The sequence below is a fragment of the Enterococcus sp. E5-162 genome, assembly GCF_035725965.1.
GTDB classification, from domain to species: Bacteria; Bacillota; Bacilli; order Lactobacillales; family Enterococcaceae; genus Enterococcus_B; species Enterococcus_B lactis.
Genome location: NZ_JAPRFV010000003.1, coordinates 161207 through 180274 on the forward strand (window position 1 = coordinate 161207; position 19068 = coordinate 180274).

At 35.5% G+C, this 19068-nt stretch carries 14 protein-coding genes; 13 read left to right on the forward strand and 1 reads right to left on the reverse strand.

Annotated elements, in window-relative coordinates; translation table 11 throughout:
* The first annotated feature begins 3 nt into the window (after positions 1-3).
* The 8 genes from rfbB to OZZ83_RS04480 all read left to right on the forward strand — a co-directional run bounded on the left by rfbB (position 4) and on the right by OZZ83_RS04480 (position 11373).
* Complete coding sequence (rfbB, locus tag OZZ83_RS04445) at positions 4-1032, forward strand: dTDP-glucose 4,6-dehydratase (RefSeq protein WP_002292882.1); 1029 nt, start codon at positions 4-6, stop codon at positions 1030-1032.
* A gap of 97 nt (positions 1033-1129) precedes the next feature.
* A complete protein-coding gene (gene rfbD / locus OZZ83_RS04450) occupies positions 1130-1981 on the forward strand; it encodes a dTDP-4-dehydrorhamnose reductase (protein ID WP_002314207.1) in 852 nt (283 codons plus the stop codon).
* 34 nt (positions 1982-2015) lie between these two features.
* Positions 2016-4049: a DUF7657 domain-containing protein gene (locus OZZ83_RS04455; RefSeq protein ID WP_002320026.1), complete on the forward strand. Its 2034-nt coding sequence runs from the start codon at positions 2016-2018 to the stop codon at positions 4047-4049.
* Between the two features lie 43 nt (positions 4050-4092).
* Positions 4093-5373, forward strand: a complete 1281-nt coding sequence (locus tag OZZ83_RS04460; RefSeq protein ID WP_002314206.1) for an EpaQ family protein — start codon at positions 4093-4095, stop codon at positions 5371-5373.
* Positions 5374-5581: 208 nt separating this feature from the next.
* The gene (locus OZZ83_RS04465) at positions 5582-6388 is read left to right on the forward strand and encodes an ABC transporter permease (RefSeq protein ID WP_002289081.1); all 807 of its coding nucleotides are present in this window, start codon (positions 5582-5584) and stop codon (positions 6386-6388) included.
* Between the two features lie 11 nt (positions 6389-6399).
* Positions 6400-7620, forward strand: coding sequence for an ABC transporter ATP-binding protein (locus tag OZZ83_RS04470; RefSeq protein WP_002289079.1), 1221 nt, complete (start codon positions 6400-6402; stop codon positions 7618-7620).
* Positions 7610-9196, forward strand: coding sequence for a class I SAM-dependent methyltransferase (locus tag OZZ83_RS04475; RefSeq protein ID WP_278023480.1), 1587 nt, complete (start codon positions 7610-7612; stop codon positions 9194-9196). The genes OZZ83_RS04470 and OZZ83_RS04475 overlap by 11 nt, the downstream gene beginning before the upstream one ends.
* Before the next feature lie 38 nt (positions 9197-9234).
* Positions 9235-11373: a glycosyltransferase family 2 protein gene (locus OZZ83_RS04480; RefSeq protein WP_278023481.1), complete on the forward strand. Its 2139-nt coding sequence runs from the start codon at positions 9235-9237 to the stop codon at positions 11371-11373.
* Positions 11374-11740: 367 nt separating this feature from the next.
* Here OZZ83_RS04480 and OZZ83_RS04485 read toward each other — a convergent pair whose 3' ends face one another.
* Positions 11741-12724, reverse strand: coding sequence for a serine hydrolase domain-containing protein (locus OZZ83_RS04485; RefSeq protein WP_002289074.1), 984 nt, complete (start codon positions 12722-12724; stop codon positions 11741-11743).
* A 377-nt stretch (positions 12725-13101) separates the two neighbouring features.
* Between OZZ83_RS04485 and OZZ83_RS04490 the strand changes: the two genes are divergently transcribed.
* From OZZ83_RS04490 to OZZ83_RS04510, 5 genes are read left to right on the forward strand one after another with little or no spacing between them, the layout of a single operon-like run.
* Positions 13102-14493 carry a sugar transferase gene (locus tag OZZ83_RS04490; RefSeq protein WP_002289073.1) on the forward strand — a complete coding sequence of 464 codons (1392 nt, stop codon included), beginning with the start codon at positions 13102-13104 and terminating at the stop codon, positions 14491-14493.
* Between the two features lie 15 nt (positions 14494-14508).
* Positions 14509-15549, forward strand: a complete 1041-nt coding sequence (locus OZZ83_RS04495) for a glycosyltransferase family 2 protein (protein WP_002289071.1) — start codon at positions 14509-14511, stop codon at positions 15547-15549.
* An 18-nt stretch (positions 15550-15567) separates the two neighbouring features.
* Positions 15568-16653, forward strand: a complete 1086-nt coding sequence (locus OZZ83_RS04500) for a glycosyltransferase family 1 protein (RefSeq protein ID WP_002289069.1) — start codon at positions 15568-15570, stop codon at positions 16651-16653.
* Positions 16654-16685: 32 nt separating this feature from the next.
* Positions 16686-17648, forward strand: coding sequence for a beta-1,6-N-acetylglucosaminyltransferase (locus tag OZZ83_RS04505; RefSeq protein ID WP_002289068.1), 963 nt, complete (start codon positions 16686-16688; stop codon positions 17646-17648).
* Positions 17641-19068, forward strand: a complete 1428-nt coding sequence (locus tag OZZ83_RS04510) for an O-antigen ligase family protein (RefSeq protein WP_002292877.1) — start codon at positions 17641-17643, stop codon at positions 19066-19068. The genes OZZ83_RS04505 and OZZ83_RS04510 overlap by 8 nt, the downstream gene beginning before the upstream one ends.

Consider the following 19068-nt stretch of genomic DNA (forward strand, 5'->3'; position numbering starts at 1 on the left):
CTTATGAAAAACATCATTGTTACCGGAGGTGCCGGATTCATCGGCTCTAATTTCGTTCATTACGTGGTAAACAATCATCCAGAAGTGCATGTCACTGTTTTGGATAAACTGACTTATGCAGGAAACAAAGAGAACTTGGCTGGACTTCCTAGCGATCGCGTAGAATTAGTCGTAGGAGATGTTGCAGATGCAGAATTAGTGGACCGTCTAGTAAAAGAAGCGGATGCAGTTGTTCATTACGCGGCAGAATCCCATAACGATAATTCATTAAAAGATCCTTTCCCATTTGTACAAACGAATATCATTGGTACGTATACACTTTTAGAAGCTTGCCGCAAGTATGATGTACGCTACCATCACGTATCTACTGACGAGGTTTACGGAGATCTTCCATTACGTGAAGACCTACCGGGACATGGAGAAGGCGAAGGAGAAAAATTCACTGCCGAAACACCATATAATCCTTCAAGCCCATATTCTTCTACAAAAGCTGGTTCAGATCTGTTAGTAAAAGCGTGGGTACGTTCTTTTGGCTTACGTGCAACTATTTCAAATTGTTCAAACAACTATGGTCCTTACCAGCATATTGAAAAATTTATACCTCGCCAAGTAACGAACATTTTAAGCGGTATTCGTCCAAAACTATACGGTGAAGGGAAAAATGTTCGTGACTGGATCCATACAAATGATCATTCTTCAGCAGTGTGGTTGATCTTGACAAAAGGCAGAATTGGCGAAACCTATCTGATCGGTGCGGACGGCGAAGAAGATAATAAGACCGTGATGGAATTGATCTTAGAAATGATGGGTCAACCAAAAGACGCATACGACCATGTAAACGACCGTGCAGGGCACGATTTGCGTTATGCAATCGATTCGACAAAATTGCGAGAAGAGCTAGGTTGGCAGCCTGAGTTTACGAACTTCCGTGATGGGTTGGCTGACACGATCAAATGGTACGAAGAACATGAAGACTGGTGGAAAAAAGAAAAAGAGGCCGTTGAAGCAGCATATGCCAAAAATGGACAATAATACAGAGGAAATTTCACTGTATTAATGGAAAAACACATGTGAGGCAGGCGCTCGCCTGTCTCTTTTTTAAAATAAAAATCAAGGAGCGGATAACCATATGTTTTTATTAACTGGAGGAAATGGACAATTAGGTACAGAATTGCGTCATTTATTAGATGAAAAAAATCTGCCATATGTTTCAACAGATGCAAAAGACTTGGATATCACAGATGCCGAGAAAACAATGGCTTATATTACAGAATTAAAACCGGATGTTATTTTCCATTGCGCAGCTTACACAGCAGTAGATAAAGCAGAAGATGAAGCAAAAGAATTAGATGAGAAAATCAATGTCGATGGCACAAGAAATGTAGCACTTGCAGCAAAAGCTGTGAATGCTCAATTCGTCTATATCAGTACAGACTATGTCTTCGATGGAAAAAACAAAAATGTAGAGTACGAAGTAGATGACCAAACGAATCCACTAAATGAATATGGTCGTACGAAATTATTAGGTGAAAAAGCAGTAGAAGAGATTTTAGAAGACTATTATATCATACGAACTTCTTGGGTTTTCGGGATTTATGGACACAATTTCGTCTTCACGATGCAACGCCTAGCGGAAACCCGCGACAAACTGACTGTAGTAAATGACCAGTTCGGGCGGCCAACTTGGACACGTACTTTGGCAGAATTTATGGTATATGTCATCGAAGAAAAAGCACCATTCGGTATTTATCATTTGTCGAATGAAAATAGCTGTTCTTGGTATGAATTTGCCAAAGAAATATTGAAAGATACAGATGTGGAAGTAGCGCCTGTTACATCGGAAGAATTTCCACAAAAAGCAACGCGTCCGCAGTATTCAGTCATGAGCCTGAAAAAGACAGAAGCGTTAGGATTTGTCATACCAACTTGGCAAGAAGCACTTGCGCAAATGCTGGAAGCTGCCAAAAAAATGAATAAGTAATTTCCTTTTTATCAAATAGAATTTGGAGCATGATATGGAAAAACAAACAAGAAGTGCACGACGAAAAGAAAAACCAAAAGCGAATCAGGCAGATTCGAATTTGGTGCTTGACCTGTTTCTAAAACTCCGATACCTTATTGGCGTTTTAGTCATCGTGGTCATTGTTACTTTTAATTTAAACGGAAGTTCACTTGGTGTTTGGGATAAATATGTGTCGCAAAGAGACGATGGGAAAAAAACTGATGTGATTTTTGGACAGAATCGGGAAGTACGGTCAGATGAATGGCTGGTGCAGACACCTTTTTACCTCTCACAAGCTGAAGAGGACTTTCCGTTGGTGAACGAAGATTATTCACTGAACGGACAAAACATGATCATTGCGTATAATTCTCCTGTAAAGGATATTACGGTTATCGGAAAACCATTCAACTGGGGATTCTTTTTCCTCGGAAGAGATCGAGGCCTTTCCTTTTATTGGGCGATGAAATTAGTCGTCATGGTCTTGCTTGGATTCGAAGTACTGATGATATTAACGAAGAGAAAAAAAGCTCTATCGCTGATCGGTGCATTTGCGCTGACATTTTCTCCCGCAGTCCAGTGGTGGTTCATGCAGCATGTGGGCGATTTGATTTTCTTTACTTTGGGATTGATGACTGCTTTTTATCATTATTTCTACAATCATGATAAAAAATGGCTACGAACGTTGATGATGCTTTTGGTAGTTATTTTCGGTATTGGGTTTATTTTAGTGATTTACCCAGCCCATCAAGTGATGCTAGCGTACTTGCTGATTTTTTATTTTGTTGGCCTGCTTATTTACTACAGCAAGAAAATTTCTTGGGATCTGTTGGATGTAGTGTTGATTGGAGGGGCAGTTTTATTTATTGGCGGAGTCATGGTTCATTTCTGGTTGACGTCAAAAGACGCATTGTTAGCTTCTTTGGATACCTTATATCCAGGAAAACGAGTCAGCACCGGTGGAAAGTGGACGATTGGCGAATTTTTTTCTTTCCTGACAAACTGGAAAATCCCTTTTGAAGACATCAACTATTCGAATAACTCTGAAGTGGCTTTGTTCTATCACTTCTTTCCGACTGTATTCCTAGCCAGTCCATTTGTGTTATTTGGCAAAAAAGATAGTGAACAAAAGTTATTGGGACGTATTTTGATGATTTTTTGTCTGTTTTCTATCTTTTGGATTACCGTTGGATTGCCAAAATGGCTAGCAGAAATTACTCTGCTGTCTTATGTTCCTCCTTTAAGAGCCATCCTTACTTTTAGTTTTGCGGCTTGCCTATTATCAATTTGGTTCATCGCTTATATTTGGAGAGAAGATGTTATTCCTATTTGGTATAAATTCATTTTACTGGCAGTAAACGCATGGTCTTATTTCTATGCAATTACTCATTCGAAGATGGATAATTATTTTTCAGATTTCGAAACCATCGCAGTTGCTGTGTTGGGAACAGTGATTCTAGCTTTTGCATTATTTGGCTGGAGACGCTCGTTTTATCTTGCTTTTACCGCCGTGATCATCGCATCTGGTTTCTTTGTCAATCCAGTCGTAGAAGGTACTGGAGCGATTTTTGAAAAAACACTGGCAAAAGAAATCCGAAAAATCGATCAACAAGATCCTGGCAAAGTCTGGTTGACTGAAGATGAACTGTATAATTTCACCCCAACTTTGGGTGTGAAATCTTTCAATACAGTCCGCTTTTATCCAGATATGGCTGCATGGAAGAAAATCGATCCAAAAGAAGAACATGAGAAGTATTATAATCGGTATGCTCACACAAGAGCTTTTATCGCTAAGGAAGATACAAAGTTCATTTTAGATCGTCCAGATATGTTCTCGGTCACGTTGAATTTTGAAGACGCAGAAAAATTAGGGATCAACTATGTAATCAGTAAGCGACCGTTAACTGATTACAATCAGTTATATGAAGCTCAATTCACACAACTATATGGACCGGACAAAGACGGTTATATGATTTTTAAAGTAGAATATCCGGATTATCCAGATGTACCACAAACACAAACTCAGGAAAATCAGCTAGTCTTACAGTAATGGGCTAGCTGAGAATAACCCTGAAGTATTATTAGAAAGGAGAGTGGAGATAATTCAAGCAATCGTACAAAAATTTGTCAACAAAATGAGTGCTGGTTTCTTGCTTTTGTTGCTGACGCTGGTCTTTTCTGTTTGGACAGCAGGATTAAGCTTCCCAACCACTTTGTTTATATATAACAACAGTTCGCTACTTATCACTTTTAGTGTGGCTATTTTGCTCATTTTAAATGTTTATAAAGCAAAAGGCGTCGATTTTCTTTATCTAGGTGTTGCGCTTGCACTTTTCATTTTCTTTTCTTACTTTCGGGAATTAAGAAATGAGTCTTTATTTGGAGATTTACTGTTTCCTTTGATTATTTTATTTTGTTTAGTAATTAAATGGATTGAGTGGACAAAATGGGATCGCGGTATTTATCTGCTTGTCTTTACGGTCTTCCTCGGAATCACATTATATCGTGTATTTACAGAGATCCAAGTACCAGAAGGACAAAGCATCTGGACTCCAGGCAATTCGCTTTCTGATATTTGGATCAATACGAATACAATCGGAAGTTCTTTGATGACTCTTGCTTTATTGATCAGCGGATTTGCCAGTTCTTTTGAACGGTGGTATGTTCGTATCATCGGTGCGATAGCAGTCGTTGCAGCCTTTTTAGGCATTTGGGTCTGTCAATCAAGAGGCGCATTAGTTGCATTGATTGTTTTTGCGATATTGGATCTTTTCCCTAAATCATTGATGCGTGTCATTCGTGCGCCGTTTATTGCCTATACGGCTACGATTCTTTTGGCTTTACCGATTTCTTATCTAGCCGCTGTTTCCGAAAAAGTCAATTTGTTTACCGGTAGAGAAGATATTTGGCATAAATTCTATCAGACGCTAGGAGAAAAATCTGAGCAAGTTTTACTAGGGATGAAAACATTCATCTTCCAACGAGGAAACCAATTTTTAGGAAACCACAATAGTTATAATTCTATTTTGAATATCTATGGGTTAATAGGGTTTGGAGTTGCTGCTTTACTGCTTATCCTTTTTATTGGTCGCTTAACGTTGAAAGCAGATTTATCCAACGGGCAGATGACTTTTATCTGGGCCTTTTTTGCGGTGATGATGCAGTCATTTATGGAGGATACATTGACTTCATACCCGTGGGTTCCGATTATTTATATCCTGTTGGCTATGGCCGTTCATCGCTATGACGAAACGAAAGTTATGGAAGAATACTATGACATAGAAGAGCCATATGACGACATGAATGCTGGAGATCCAAGTTATGAGGAACAACCAGATAGCGCTCATTCTTCCAGGATCCAACGCTATCATTGATAGGCGCAAAATACGAGAGAGGCTGTGACAACCGTCGCAGCCTTTTTTGGTTTATTGCAATTGTCTAGCATCTTCTGTAAAATAGAAACGTTAGAGAAAATCTTGTATCATAGAAAATTAAGAAATAAATAAGAACGCAGCTCGGTACCAAAAATATGGTAAAATGGCACTTGACTGTAATTCACTGAAATCGCTTGGAGGAACACAAATGTTTAAAGATTTGTATTTATTTATGAAGGACATTTATCAGAACAGAAAATTACTGCTACAGTTTTCGATCAATGACTTCAAATCAAGATATGCAGGATCGTTTTTAGGAATCTTATGGGCGTTTATCAATCCGTTATTTACTGTATTGATTTATTGGCTGGTATTTGGCGTTGGATTGAAAGCACAAATGATCGATGCAAAATACCCATTTATCGTATATTTAGTTACAGGGATGATTCCTTGGTTCTTCTTCTCTGATGCCTTTGCATCAACTACGGTTGTTTTTCGGGAATATACTTATTTAGTAAAGAAAGTCGTATTCAATATTCGTATCTTGCCCACGACGAAAATCCTATCTAATCTGTACACCCATTTATTCTTCATTCTGATTGGCATAGCTGTTGCGCTTATAAATGGTATATATCCTTCAGCCATGTCTTTACAGCTGATTTACTATCTATTTTGCATGTGTGCTTTCTTGACAGGATTGACTTGGCTGACAGCATCCATCCAACCATTTTTACCAGACATCATGCAATTGATTACGATCGTCCTGCAGTTGATTATGTGGACATTGCCGATATTATGGAGCCCGAACCAGTTTGACTCAGGTCTTGTAAGCATATTGAAATTAAATCCGCTGTACTATGTTGTTCAAGGCTATCGTGAGTCGTTTTTAAGTGAAGCTTGGTTCTGGGAGCATGGAACATACACTTTGTATTTCTGGGTGTTCACGTTAGTAATGTTCGTAATCGGCTCTGCAGTGTTCCGTAGATTGAAACCACATTTTTCAGATGTGCTGTAAGGAGAATAGCTATGACAGAATATGCAATTAGACTAAAAGATATCACAAAATCTTATAATATGTACGCAAAACCGTCGGATCGATTTCGTGAAGCTCTTAATCCTTTTAAGAAATCCTATCATGATGTGTTTTATGCGTTGAAAAATGTGAATGTAGAAATAAAAAAAGGTGAGATGATCGGTTTCGTTGGAGAAAACGGATCCGGAAAATCTACGATGTTGAAAATCATTACAGGGGTACTGACACCAACATCCGGTACGATGGAAATCGAAGGGAAAATCTCTGCTTTGCTAGAACTAGGTTCAGGATTCAATCCTGAGTATTCTGGCTATGAAAATATCTATTTAAATGGAATGGTACTAGGCTTTTCAAGAGAAGAAGTCGATGAAATGGTCGATGATATCATTGAATTTGCTGACATCGGAGACCATATTTATCAACCTGTAAAAACTTATTCAAGCGGGATGTTCGTTCGTCTAGCTTTTGCTGTAGCAATCAATGTGAATCCCGATATTTTGATTGTGGATGAAGCATTGGCAGTAGGCGATCTTGAATTTCAACTAAAATGTATGGAAAAATTTACAGAAATCAAGAACTCGGGAAAGACGATTTTATTCGTTTCTCATGATATCAGTTCGATTCGTCGTTTTTGTGATCGTTCCTATTGGTTGAAAAACGGAGAAGTCGTCGAATATGGCGATACGATGGAAGTAACGACGAATTATGAAAACTTTTTAAAGAAAAAATCAGTTAAAACAGTGGATCGGAATAAAAACCAAGTAGAACGGTTCGCCGCTCCAGATATCGTCGACGTGACGAAAGCGGAATTGTTGGATAAAGACAAAAATCCGGTGGATATGCTGGAACAAGGAGAAAAACTATACGTTAAAGTAACTTATGAAGTAAAAGATGATACAATCAAAAATCCGGTTTTAGGAATTGCGCTACGAACAGTCGACAATTTTTATGTATGCGGACTTAATACTCTACTAGATGGTATCAAGATTCCTTGGAAAAAAGGAGAGAATATCTTTTATCTGGAGTATGAAAAGTTAGGTTTGTTAGCTGGTGAATATTATTTTGACGTTGCGGTCTTTGAAGAAAATGCAACGGTTCCTTTGGTATATAAGACAAAGTACATGAACTTGTTTGTCAGCGGTTCTTATATCGGAGAAGGCATCGTGGTCTTAGACCATAAATGGGAAGAAGGGACTCATAGCAATGAAATATGATTTTGAAATGGACCTAGATGAACAAAGCAGTGTGGGAAAAATTGCCGCACAGATCAAACCAGGAAGTAAAGTTTTAGAGTTTGGTCCCGGAAACGGCCGATTAACGAAACATTTAATCGGAGCAAAACAATGTGAAGTGAGCATTGTTGAGTTAGATAAGGAATTGTTCGATTTTGTCAGCGAATTTGCTCAAGATGGATTTTATGGTGATATCGAAAGTTTTGAGTGGGCAAACTATTATGCTGGACAGACATTTGATTACGTCTTGTTTGCGGATGTTTTAGAACATTTGGTAGATCCTGGAAAAACATTGAAGAAAGTCAGAGAATTTTTGAATGAAGAAGGAGAGATCCTGATTACATTCCCTAACTTGGCGCATAATTCTGTCATGATCGATTTGTTCAATAACCAATTGCCGTGGGCTTCTTATGGTCTCCTAGATGAAACCCATAATTCTTTTTATACTCATGATGGCTTCCAAAAAGTTTTTGAAAAAGCGGGATTATTCATTAATATTGAAGATTATTTGTACTTAGCTGTAGGTGATACAGAATTAAAATCAACTTATGAAGAATTGCCGGAAGCTGTACGCTATGATTTCAAAATGCGACCATTTGGTGAAGTCTACCAATACTTTTTCTCATTGATGAAACATCCAGTAGCACAAAGTTCCATTGCAGAGCCACAAAATTCTAATTATGTAAAAGTGTTAGAAGTAACCCAGCAAACGAAACAAGATGAAACAATCCAACAAATACCATTCAATAATTTCACAGGGGAAAATGAGACACTAAGTTTCCCCGTATCAGAAACAACAGAAAGAATGGTGTTTCGCTTCGCGCAACAACCTAGCTTTATCGAATTCAGCGCAGAAGCTGCCGGAGAAAAACTAACATTTATCGATTCGAATGCTGTAGTCAAAACAGTAAATGATTGTTATTTGTTTGATGGGAAAGAATTACCAGAGTTCGTTCTAACGGATATTTCTGGGAAAGAAGTGACTATCCATTGTCACTATCGCTTTATCGGGGAATTGACACCAACAATGAAAGAATTGTTGGAAACGATTCGTCCCATGGCTGAAGTCACAAAGCAGCTTTCTGAGAAAAATGACGAATTAGAAAGAGAAAATCATCATCTTCTTGAGGAAAATACAAGACTAGACCATACGTTAAAAACAACCACAAATCGCTATTGCACATTGTTGAAAAGTGATGAATGGACAATAAAACATAGACTAGGACGACGTAAGAAAGAAACTTCGAAAAAAATCCAAGAAAAAGAACTTTCTATATGTATTGACGAGAAAATCTGGGATGCAGAAACAAAAATATTAAAAATCATCGGATGGGGAATCGCTAATTCGGATCGCCAGCCCTTGTCCTATAAGTTATCAGCTGACCAATCGCCATTTTTCGAAGCAATTCCTGTTTCACGAGAAGAAGTCAATCAAGCAGAACAGCTCGCAAAAGGAACAGAAGCGGGATTTGAGTTACGAATCCTTTGCGAGCAAGAACGTTCATTCTTAGTGGAAGCAGTAGCTCAAAATGGCCAATCATGGATCATTGAAATGTAAATAATGATTAACTTATAAAGATAAGGAGTAAACGAATCGTGCAAAAAAAAGAAATTGCCGTATTTATCGATCAAATCACTCGTGAACGGGCCACTGGCGATTTGCTTATTGTGGGCTGGGCAATTGATGAAGTGACCAAAGAAATCCCTACGATAAAGGTAGAAAAAGAAAATGTGATTGCTGAAGCAACACATGTCGTAAGATTGGATATCAATCATTTATATAATCTTGATGTTAAGACCCAAAGCGGTTTTAAGGTACGTTTATCAGGGAAAATGAGAGGAAAAGCCATCTTAGACTTCCAAACAGCGAGACATCAAAATGGCATAGCTGTGAAATTAAACGGTAAATACCCTTATGATGACGGCATTGAATCTTCATGGGAAAGAAAAAAAAGATTACTGAAAAAAGGGATAAATTATGCAAGGACTCATGGCGTAAAAAAAGCGATCCGTCGGGTCAAATTGGAATTGAAGCCAGGATCGATCGACTATGCAGAGTGGATCAGTCGTCATGAGAAACCAGATTTGAAAGAGCAAAGGAAAGAAGCACAAGGATTTGCGTACCGTCCATTGATTTCCATACTTATGCCTGTCTATAACGTTGAAATCAAATGGCTCGAAAAATGCATTGATTCGGTACTGGATCAAACGTATGATCATTGGGAACTATGTATCAGTGATGATGCTTCTACTGATCCAGCTATCCGAAAGTGTCTGGAATCCTATCAAGCAAAAGATGATAGAATCAAAGTCGTTTTCCGAAAAGAAAATGGACACATCAGTCTGGCAACTAATTCTGCATTGGAAATAGCAGAAGGAGAATTTATAGCACTCTTAGATAATGATGATGAATTACCGCCATTTGCATTATATGAAGTGGCAAAAGTGCTAAACGTACATCCAGAACTGGATGTGATCTACAGTGACGAAGATAAAATCGATGCAGATGGCAATCGCTTTGATCCGCATTTCAAAGCAGACTGGTCGCCTGATACATTGATGGGAAATAATTATATATCTCACTTAGGCGTATATCGAACAAGCATTGTTAAAGAACTTGGCGGTTTCCGTAAAGGCTATGAAGGTTCTCAAGATTATGATTTGGTCCTTCGTGTGACAGAACAAATCCCTGCAGATCATATTTACCACATTGACCGAGTCTTGTATCATTGGCGGACGATCCCAGGATCAACTGCAAGTAATGGCGAAGCCAAAAGTTATATCTATGATTCCGGAGTGAAAGCATTGACAGATGCCCTGTCTAGAAGAAACATCAAAGGAAGCGTACGTCCTGGCAGAATTTCTGGATTTTATGAGATTGCTTATGACGTCTTGCAAGAGGATTTGGTCAGTGTGATCATTCCAACGAAGAATGGCTATGAAGATCTAAAAACTTGTGTGGATTCGATCATCGAAAAAACGTCTTATTCAAATTATGAAATCATTATTGCGGATAATGGAAGTACAGATCCAAAAATGCAAGAATTATTTGCAGAATACAAGCATCAGCTGAAAGACCGCTTTATCGTAGAATTGATTGACATTCCATTCAATTATTCTCGAATTAACAATTTAGCAGCAGAAAAAGCAAACGGCAAATACTTTTTATTCTTGAATAACGATACAGAAGTGATTGAGCCAGATTGGATGACGGTGATGGTTTCTTATGCACAGTTTGATCGAATCGGCTGTGTAGGAGCAAAACTGTTTTATCCAGATGATACAACGCAGCATGCAGGAGTATTATTAGGAATCGGTGGTGTGGCAGGGCATGCATTGAATAACTATGATCGAACACATTGTGGTTATTTCGGCCGATTGGTCATTGACGTCAATTACTTAGCAGTCACTGCAGCTTGTATGATGGTCAAGGCAGCTGACTTCAATGCTGTTAACGGGTTTGATGAAACATTAGAAGTAGCATTCAACGATGTTGACTTGTGCTTGAAAGTTTATGAACTGGGTCGTTACAATGTCTATGCACATCAAGCAGAATTGTACCATTTCGAATCTAAATCAAGAGGTTATGAAGATACTCCAGAAAAACAAAGACGTTTTGTTGGTGAAATCAAAAAAATGCAAGATAAATGGCCAGCATATATTGCGCATGATCCATTTTACAATGATAATTTAACAAAAGAAGGAATCGGCGACTTTTCGTTGAGACCAGATTAAACTATAATAAAAAGCTGTTATGTTGTGATTCGCTCGCACATAACGGCTTTTTATAGTTTTTTGTCAAAAAAAGGCAGAAGGTGCCGACTCAAAAAAATAAGTCGAGGTTGGGACAGAAGTGTTTAACTCCGAGAAATAAGAAGAAATTCACGAAAATTGCTTTTCAAATTTTTGTGAATTTCGGCTTATTTAAGAAGAAGTTGCTTCTGCTCCCACCGTTTATTCGTTTTTAAAGAATGAGACAAAAGTGTTTCTTACTTTTGTCCCACGCTCTTATTCATGCTCAGAGCGCCAATAGATACAAAATCATAGCCAAAGTTTCACGAACCCTAGCTGTCAAAGAATCGATATTTTATTTTAATATAGGCTATTTTAAAATAAATGGTTTAAGGTATTCCTCTACAAAAGCCACTCTATCAATTATCATGGGTTTAAAATAAGAAGTGATGGAGATAACCAGATTGTTCTTAGCGTCAATATAAAGAACATTTCCACTATTACCAATTGCTGAATATATTTCGTTCTCAGAATCTAATACCCACCATAAATAGCCATATCTCATATTTTGTAAGTCTTCTAAAGCACTGGTTCTAGGTTTGAACATCTCGTTTATCCACATGGGTGGTACGATTTGTTTTCCTTTATACATCCCTTTATTTAGGCATAATACACCAATTTTTGCCAGATCACTTGCCGATAAACACAAACCATATCCTGCCGTCCCGATATTTAGTGGATCACAAAACCAGACATTGGTTTTAGGAGACTTATCCATTGTAAACTGCTTATGTTCTTCAGCTGTTTCAGCATAATAATTGACATGGTTTGGTATCCCTATAGGATCAAATAGATACTTATTGGCAAAATCAACAGTTGTTAGCTTACTTGTCTGATACAACAAGCCAGTTAATATGTGTAAACAGACAGTTTGATAGTTGAATTCGCCGGTTATACCTTTTCTTCCTCCCAATAAATCTAGTGATGTTTTTGTCCAATCTTCACTTGAACAGACTTTTGTCCATGGATCGCCTTTACATTTGTAGGGTGCTTTCATTGTTAGCAAGTGCTTGATTGTAATAGCGTAAATAGTTTTCTCCCCGCGTTTCACTTTATACTCTGGAAAATAATCTAATACTTTATCATCGATACTTTTGATTAATCCTTGCTCTAAAGCAATGCCAATCAGCAAAGATACAATACTTTTCGTTGCTGACATGATATGACAAGTATCGTCTTTTTTATAACCATTCCATTCATCTGTATAAACTTCTACCCCATCCTTATATGCGACAATTTGACATATATTTGGTTGTCGAAAACCAATAAAATCATGCAACTCTTGTTTATTCATAAGATATTACCTCACTTTCTTCTATAAGCATAATGTCATTAAAAATCGATTTCAATTTTTTCGATTCTTCACGTAATACAGGTATTCTTATGGACTAGACAGCGCTTTGGGAAGATGGATTCTCTGAAAAATATAAAGGTTCACTTTATGAGTGGATAAAAAAAGCAGCAAATACTTCGACTTCTTTAATTTACCAACATTAGTGAAAATCGATTCATCTGGAGATTTGTAATTTAGAGTCCTTGTCTTGATTAGAGGTGTATAAAGCTTTTTATTAGACATTTTTAAATTCCATTACAATTTGCTTATAAACTAGGTTTTTAAAGGTGACTATGGTAAGATAATAGAGGTATTATTTTGTGATTAGGAGTGTATATATGAATAAAAATGGAGAATGGAGTGCTGCACGACGGATATTCATTATATTAATGGATGTTATTGTATACAATGCAGCAATATATAGTAGTTTCTTACTGAAGTTTCGTGGAGAGATCCCATTACGAAATTTAGAAACTTTCCAACACTCAGCAATTATTATTTCAGTGATTTTTATTGCGTTGAACATTTTGTTGGGTGCATATGTTTTTTATAATCGAATGATCAGTGACATCGTGTTTGTCACAGTCATCGGTCAGGTATTGATGACACTAGGGATCATGGTAGTGACTTTTGCGGGCCGCTGGTTTGCTTTTCCACGTCTTGTTATCTTACTTTCATTTGTTCTCGGTACGCTTTTCTTAAGTATCTATCGTATTCTCGTATATAAACTTTATTTACGCGTAAGTCGAGATAAAAAGGTCGTCATTATTGGGTTAGAAAAGGATGTCGCACCAGCAATCCAAAATTTTGGTTCAAAGAAAAACAACAAACATAAAGTCGAAGCAGTCATTCTTGATAACTATTATGCAAACATCAAAAATATGATTAAAGACATCGATATTGTCTATCTTGCTTCTCATATCGAAGAAACTGAAAAAATCAAAATCTATCAATTAGTTACTAAAAATGAAAAAAAATTGTTTTTGAATACAACATTTGAAAACTTGACATTGATCAATCCAAATATTATGAATTTCGAAGATGAAAGTATTATTGAAGCATCTGGATTTAGAATCCAACCTGAATATGAACTATTCAAACGTTTGTTTGATATCATCGTTTCACTTGTTTTATTAGTTATTGCTTCACCATTTATGTTATTCACAGCAATTTTAGTCAAAGTGACATCACCGGGACCAATCATCTATAAACAAGTGCGGATCACAAAAAATCAAAAGGAATTTTCAATCTATAAATTCCGCTCGATGACCGCCACAGCCGAAGCAAAATCTGGACCAGTTTTAGCTAAGAGCAATGATGCACGAGTAACGCCTGTAGGTAAATTTATTCGAGCTGTCCGCTTTGATGAATTACCACAAATCTTCAATGTGCTGAAAGGCGATATGTCGATCGTAGGACCACGTCCTGAACGTCCTTTCTTCGTCGATCAGTTCAATGCAGAAAACCCTTATTACTACTTACGGCATAATGTTCGTGCTGGTATCACTGGGTATGCACAAGTCTATGGAAAATATGTCTCTGATTACAACAGTAAATTACGTTTTGATTTACTTTATATCAAAAAATATTCATTGATGCTTGATTTAAAGATCTTGCTGCAAACCATCAAGATCCTATTTGATAAAATGTCCTCTCAAGGACTTGAAGAAGACGAAAATGTGATCTCATTGGCAGAAATTGCTTTTCCGAATGAAAAAATCTTTCGCTAGTTGGGAGGCGTAAAAATGAACAATCCGAAATTCAGCATAATCGTACCAGTATACAATGCAGAAGCAACTATTGGTCGAACGATTGATATTCTAAAAGAATTGGATTATGAAGAGTACGAAGTCGTTTTAGTAAATGATGGATCAACAGATCAAACACAGGAAATCATTCAAGAACTGATTGAAAATGATGAACGTTTTGAATTGATTACTACGACCAATCAAGGGCCCGGATTAGCAAGAAACGAAGGAATAAGACAGTCAAAAGGAGAATATCTCTTATTCTTCGATGCAGATGACACGCCAGTAAAAACGATCTTGTCAGATTATGATCATTTGCTAGAAAAGAGTCCAAAAGCGGATCTTGTTGTTAGTTCGTTTGTTTTTCGTACAATGGACGAGGGAAGAATCGTTTCCGAAAAAGAAAACTTAGTTACAGAATGTCACTATCTAACTCACGAAGAGTTTATAAAAGACATGTATCAGTTAATGAATGAACAGTTGATGTATGTTGTATGGAACAAATGCTATCGTAGCGATATTCTGAAAAATAACCAAATTCTATTTAAAACTTATAATAGTTGTGAGGATCGAATATTTAACTTACATTATTATGAATACTGTCATCAAGTGATCATGAACCCAAAAGTAGAATATATTTATGAATTTGAAGGTGGGAAGGGGATCACTAATCAATACCGACCTAACAAGTTCGAAACATTTAAAGAATTCTATTCATTAGCAAATACTGTAACAGACGATATTAATAAAGACGGTATGGCGGCGCTTCTTTTAAAAGGGACAACTTCAGTTATTTTTTCTATTTATAGTACCTCTGCAAGAACTTCAAAAGAGAAGAAAGACGAAGCAAAGCAGATATTGAGTGATCCAGTGATCCGAGAAGCCAAGCAAATTGCTAAGACGGATTCTTCAGCAAAAAAAATAACAAAGTTGCTTTACAATATGCCAGCTCCACTATTTTTATCTGCTGTAAAAGTTGGAAGCTTCGTTGAAGTGAAAATGCCAGGGTTAATGGCTGCTTTGAAGCGAGTATATTAGTTAATGGAGGAAAATATAATGAAAAGAATTTTGCACTTTCAGGGACGAATGGGTTTAGGTGGAGCAGAGTCTTTCATGATGAATTTATATCGTAAAATTGATCGTACAAACTATCAATTTGATTTTTTGATTTATGAAGATTATGCAGATGTTCAAGACTATCATTCAGAGATTGAAAGATTAGGAGGCCGTATTTTTGTTGTACCTAATCCTAAGAAAAATATTTTTAAATATTTAATAGAAGTGAATAAGTTACTAAAAAAAGAATCTTTTTCTATAGTTCACAATCAGGTTTATTTTGGCGGGGGAATTAATTTATGGTTAGCCAAAAAGAATGGAATCAGACAGAGAATTGCTCATAGCCATGCAACTGAAGATGGAAAATCTCAAAATATTGTAATGAATGTATTGCGTAAATTTTTAACCAAATTGTTGTTACAAAATGCAACAGACTACCTTGCCGTTAGTCAAGAAGCTGGTGAAAGTCTGTTTCAAAACCATCCCTTTGAGATAGTTCATAATGGTATTGATTTAGAGCTTTATAGTAAAAATTCAGAAGCTAAGGTTAATAAGAGAAAAGAATTGGATATCTCAATGAGTACTTTTGTTGTGGGAAACATTGGACGATTAGAGAAACAAAAAAATCAATCTTATTTGTTAGAGATTTTTTTAGAAATACTAAAAATGAATTCTGATTCTTACTTGATTTTAGTAGGTGAAGGGTCACTTAGAAATAAACTGAAAGCCAAAGCAGTAGAATTGGATATAGAGAAAAGAGTAAAATTTTTAGGAGAAAGAAACGATATTCCCGAGTTATTATCTGTGATGGATGTTTTTGTAATGCCTTCTCTTTATGAAGGTCTGCCAATGGTTGGATTAGAAGCACAAGCAGCAAAATTAAAATTAGTCTTAGCAGATACTATTTCCAAAGATACAAAGTTAACAAATAATGTGGATTTTGTATCATTAGATGAAACACCACAAGAATGGGCAAAAAAAGTAATAAAAGAGCCGTATGCTAATAAAATAACACAAGAACTAAAGAGTTATGATGTTTCGTACACTACTGAACAAATGGAGAGTATATATAGTAGAGATCATTAAAAATGTTCAAGATATTTTAGGAGTGATTATTTTTGAAAATATGTTATTTGATATTGGCATACAATGATATTGGCAACTTAAAGAGATTGGTCAATCGATTGAACGAAAATGCAGTTTTTATTATTCATATAGATAAAAAAACTGATATAGAACCATTTATTGAAGCATTTAAATCATATGATAATGTTGAATTTTTATGTAATAAAAACCGTGTTAAAATTTATTGGGGTGGTTTTTCCATTGTACAAGCAGAAATCAATTTAGTAAAGAGAGCATTACAAAATGAGAAATATTTAAAATATGTATTATTATCTGGTGCTGATTATCCAATCAAAGATAATGAGTATATTTATAATTATTTTAAAAAGAATAGTTCAGTGGAGTTTATTCGTGGAATAGATCTAGATCAAATTAAACATAAAGAATTTTATTATAAACATATAGATGTATATCAAAAACATGATTATCCTAGAATTAATAGGAATAACACAACTGCATTTAAAATTTTTAGAGCTATAATTAATCGTTGTCTGAGGATGATTAAACTTCCCCCAAAAATTAGACACCATAAATTTGATTTGTATCATGGTTCTCAATGGTGGGCTTTGTCGAAAGAATGCCTAACAGAATTAATACAAATGTATGAACAAAATCAACAAGACTACCTGAATTTTAAAATAGGTATGTTTGCCCCAGATGAAAAATTTTTTCATACACTTTTTTTTAATTCCTCGTTCAAAAATAAAAATGTTATTGGAGGACCAGATTTACCACTTGAATTGAAAAATATTGAAGAAACTACTTTACAAACTTCGAAATTAGCAAATATTCATATTATTGATCCTTCCATGAACAAATGGTTTGATGAAAGGGATATAGATCAAATAAAAGAAAGTGAAAAATTATTTGTAAGAAAAGTTAAATCGGATTACTCTGATAAACTATTAAATAGAATTGATAAAGAAATTTTGAAAGTTGGAAATATAGATGAATAGAATAGTACCTGTTTTAGAGAAGAGTTTATTAAGTCGAGATGCGTTTCGAGTAATAAATTTAATCATTTGTCTGCTTTATTTTATGCCTAGTACTTTTAATGTAACTAATATCCCGATGAAAATAGCTTTTGCTTGGGGTGGAATTATAGTTTTGTATGAGGTTTTTATAAAGAAAAATTTTTTTAAAATGCGTTTTTCTTGGCTACTGATTGGAGCAATGATTAGTTTTATCTTAACTATAATCATTAACAGAGAAAATTTTTTAATTCCATCTATTTATAATTTTGGATATTTGCTGATTACTTTGATAGTAATTTTTCCTGCAGACTTTTCACAAAGTGAAGAGGAAAAAAAGAAAAAAATGGTGTATTTTAATAATGTTTTCATTATCATAATTTTTTTAGCTGCGCTAATATCTATCTATCAATTTATTTTTTTGATTTCTTATCATGTCCCAACAGGAACGCCAGGATTACTTGCAAGACAAGGTTTTATTGAACATCGGTTATTTGGTGTCTATACAAGTCCAAATGTTGGAGCTATGTTTGGATATACTTCTATTATTTTAAGTTTAATTAGTGTATTAATTTCAAAAATAACAAAAACGATTCGTGTTTTTTATATGATGAATTTTATCGTACAAATATTTTATATTACACTTTCTTCGTCTAGAGGTGCCCAGGTAGTAATTTGTTCTTTTTTAGTATTATTTCTTTTGTTGTTTGCCAATTCAAAATTTAGAAAGAGCATTAGAGAAGTACTACCTGTAAAAATCAAATGGATGGTAAGCATATTATTAGTTCTATTGGTATATTTTTCTTTTGGTACTAATTATGCTAAGGATTTTTTAGCAACAATTCCTGTATCGATTGATAGAAAAGTAGAAGTTATAGAGTCAAATGAATCAGATAAAACTCCACTTCCAGAAAAAGAAGTAATATTACAGCATTCTAGTGATAACTCCGAAATTTCAGCTGGTCGTTTTACGATTTGGAAAGCTGCGCTTAAAGTTATAAGACCAACTTTGTTATTTGGTTATGGAGAGACCGATTTCTATGGGAATAGCGATGCAAAATTTTTGAAAAAAGTAGATCTTGATACTACAGATGTGAATGAACTAAAAAGAGCACATGGAAACATGCATAATGGATTTCTTCAAGTACTTGTATCAAGTGGTATAATTGCTTTTATATGTATCTATGCTTTCTATGTGTTAAATATCTTTAGTTTACTCAAAACATTTTTTAGAAGTAAAGTGAATTATGCGTTTCTTGGTATTGTTTTAATTTTTATACTATCTATTTTTATAGATGAAATGGTGGAGGCTCATGTACTTTTCAATAAGCGCGATGTCATTTCAATTGTTTTCTGGTATTATTTGGGAAGCATTTCTTACTTGTATTTAAAAAAGGAGAATTAA

Excerpts from the sequence above, each read along its gene's own strand:
- rfbB (WP_002292882.1), top strand. The coding sequence starts at position 4 with ATGAAAAACATCATTGTTACCGGAGGTGCCGGATTCATCGGCTCTAAT.
- OZZ83_RS04475 (WP_278023480.1), top strand. The coding sequence starts at position 7,610 with ATGAAATATGATTTTGAAATGGACCTAGATGAACAAAGCAGTGTGGGA.
- OZZ83_RS04470 (WP_002289079.1), top strand. The coding sequence starts at position 6,400 with ATGACAGAATATGCAATTAGACTAAAAGATATCACAAAATCTTATAAT.
- OZZ83_RS04455 (WP_002320026.1), top strand. The coding sequence starts at position 2,016 with ATGGAAAAACAAACAAGAAGTGCACGACGAAAAGAAAAACCAAAAGCG.
- OZZ83_RS04510 (WP_002292877.1), top strand. The coding sequence starts at position 17,641 with ATGAATAGAATAGTACCTGTTTTAGAGAAGAGTTTATTAAGTCGAGAT.
- OZZ83_RS04495 (WP_002289071.1), top strand. The coding sequence starts at position 14,509 with ATGAACAATCCGAAATTCAGCATAATCGTACCAGTATACAATGCAGAA.
- rfbD (WP_002314207.1), top strand. The coding sequence starts at position 1,130 with ATGTTTTTATTAACTGGAGGAAATGGACAATTAGGTACAGAATTGCGT.
- OZZ83_RS04465 (WP_002289081.1), top strand. The coding sequence starts at position 5,582 with ATGTTTAAAGATTTGTATTTATTTATGAAGGACATTTATCAGAACAGA.
- OZZ83_RS04500 (WP_002289069.1), top strand. The coding sequence starts at position 15,568 with ATGAAAAGAATTTTGCACTTTCAGGGACGAATGGGTTTAGGTGGAGCA.
- OZZ83_RS04485 (WP_002289074.1), bottom strand. The coding sequence starts at position 12,724 with ATGAATAAACAAGAGTTGCATGATTTTATTGGTTTTCGACAACCAAAT.
- OZZ83_RS04490 (WP_002289073.1), top strand. The coding sequence starts at position 13,102 with ATGAATAAAAATGGAGAATGGAGTGCTGCACGACGGATATTCATTATA.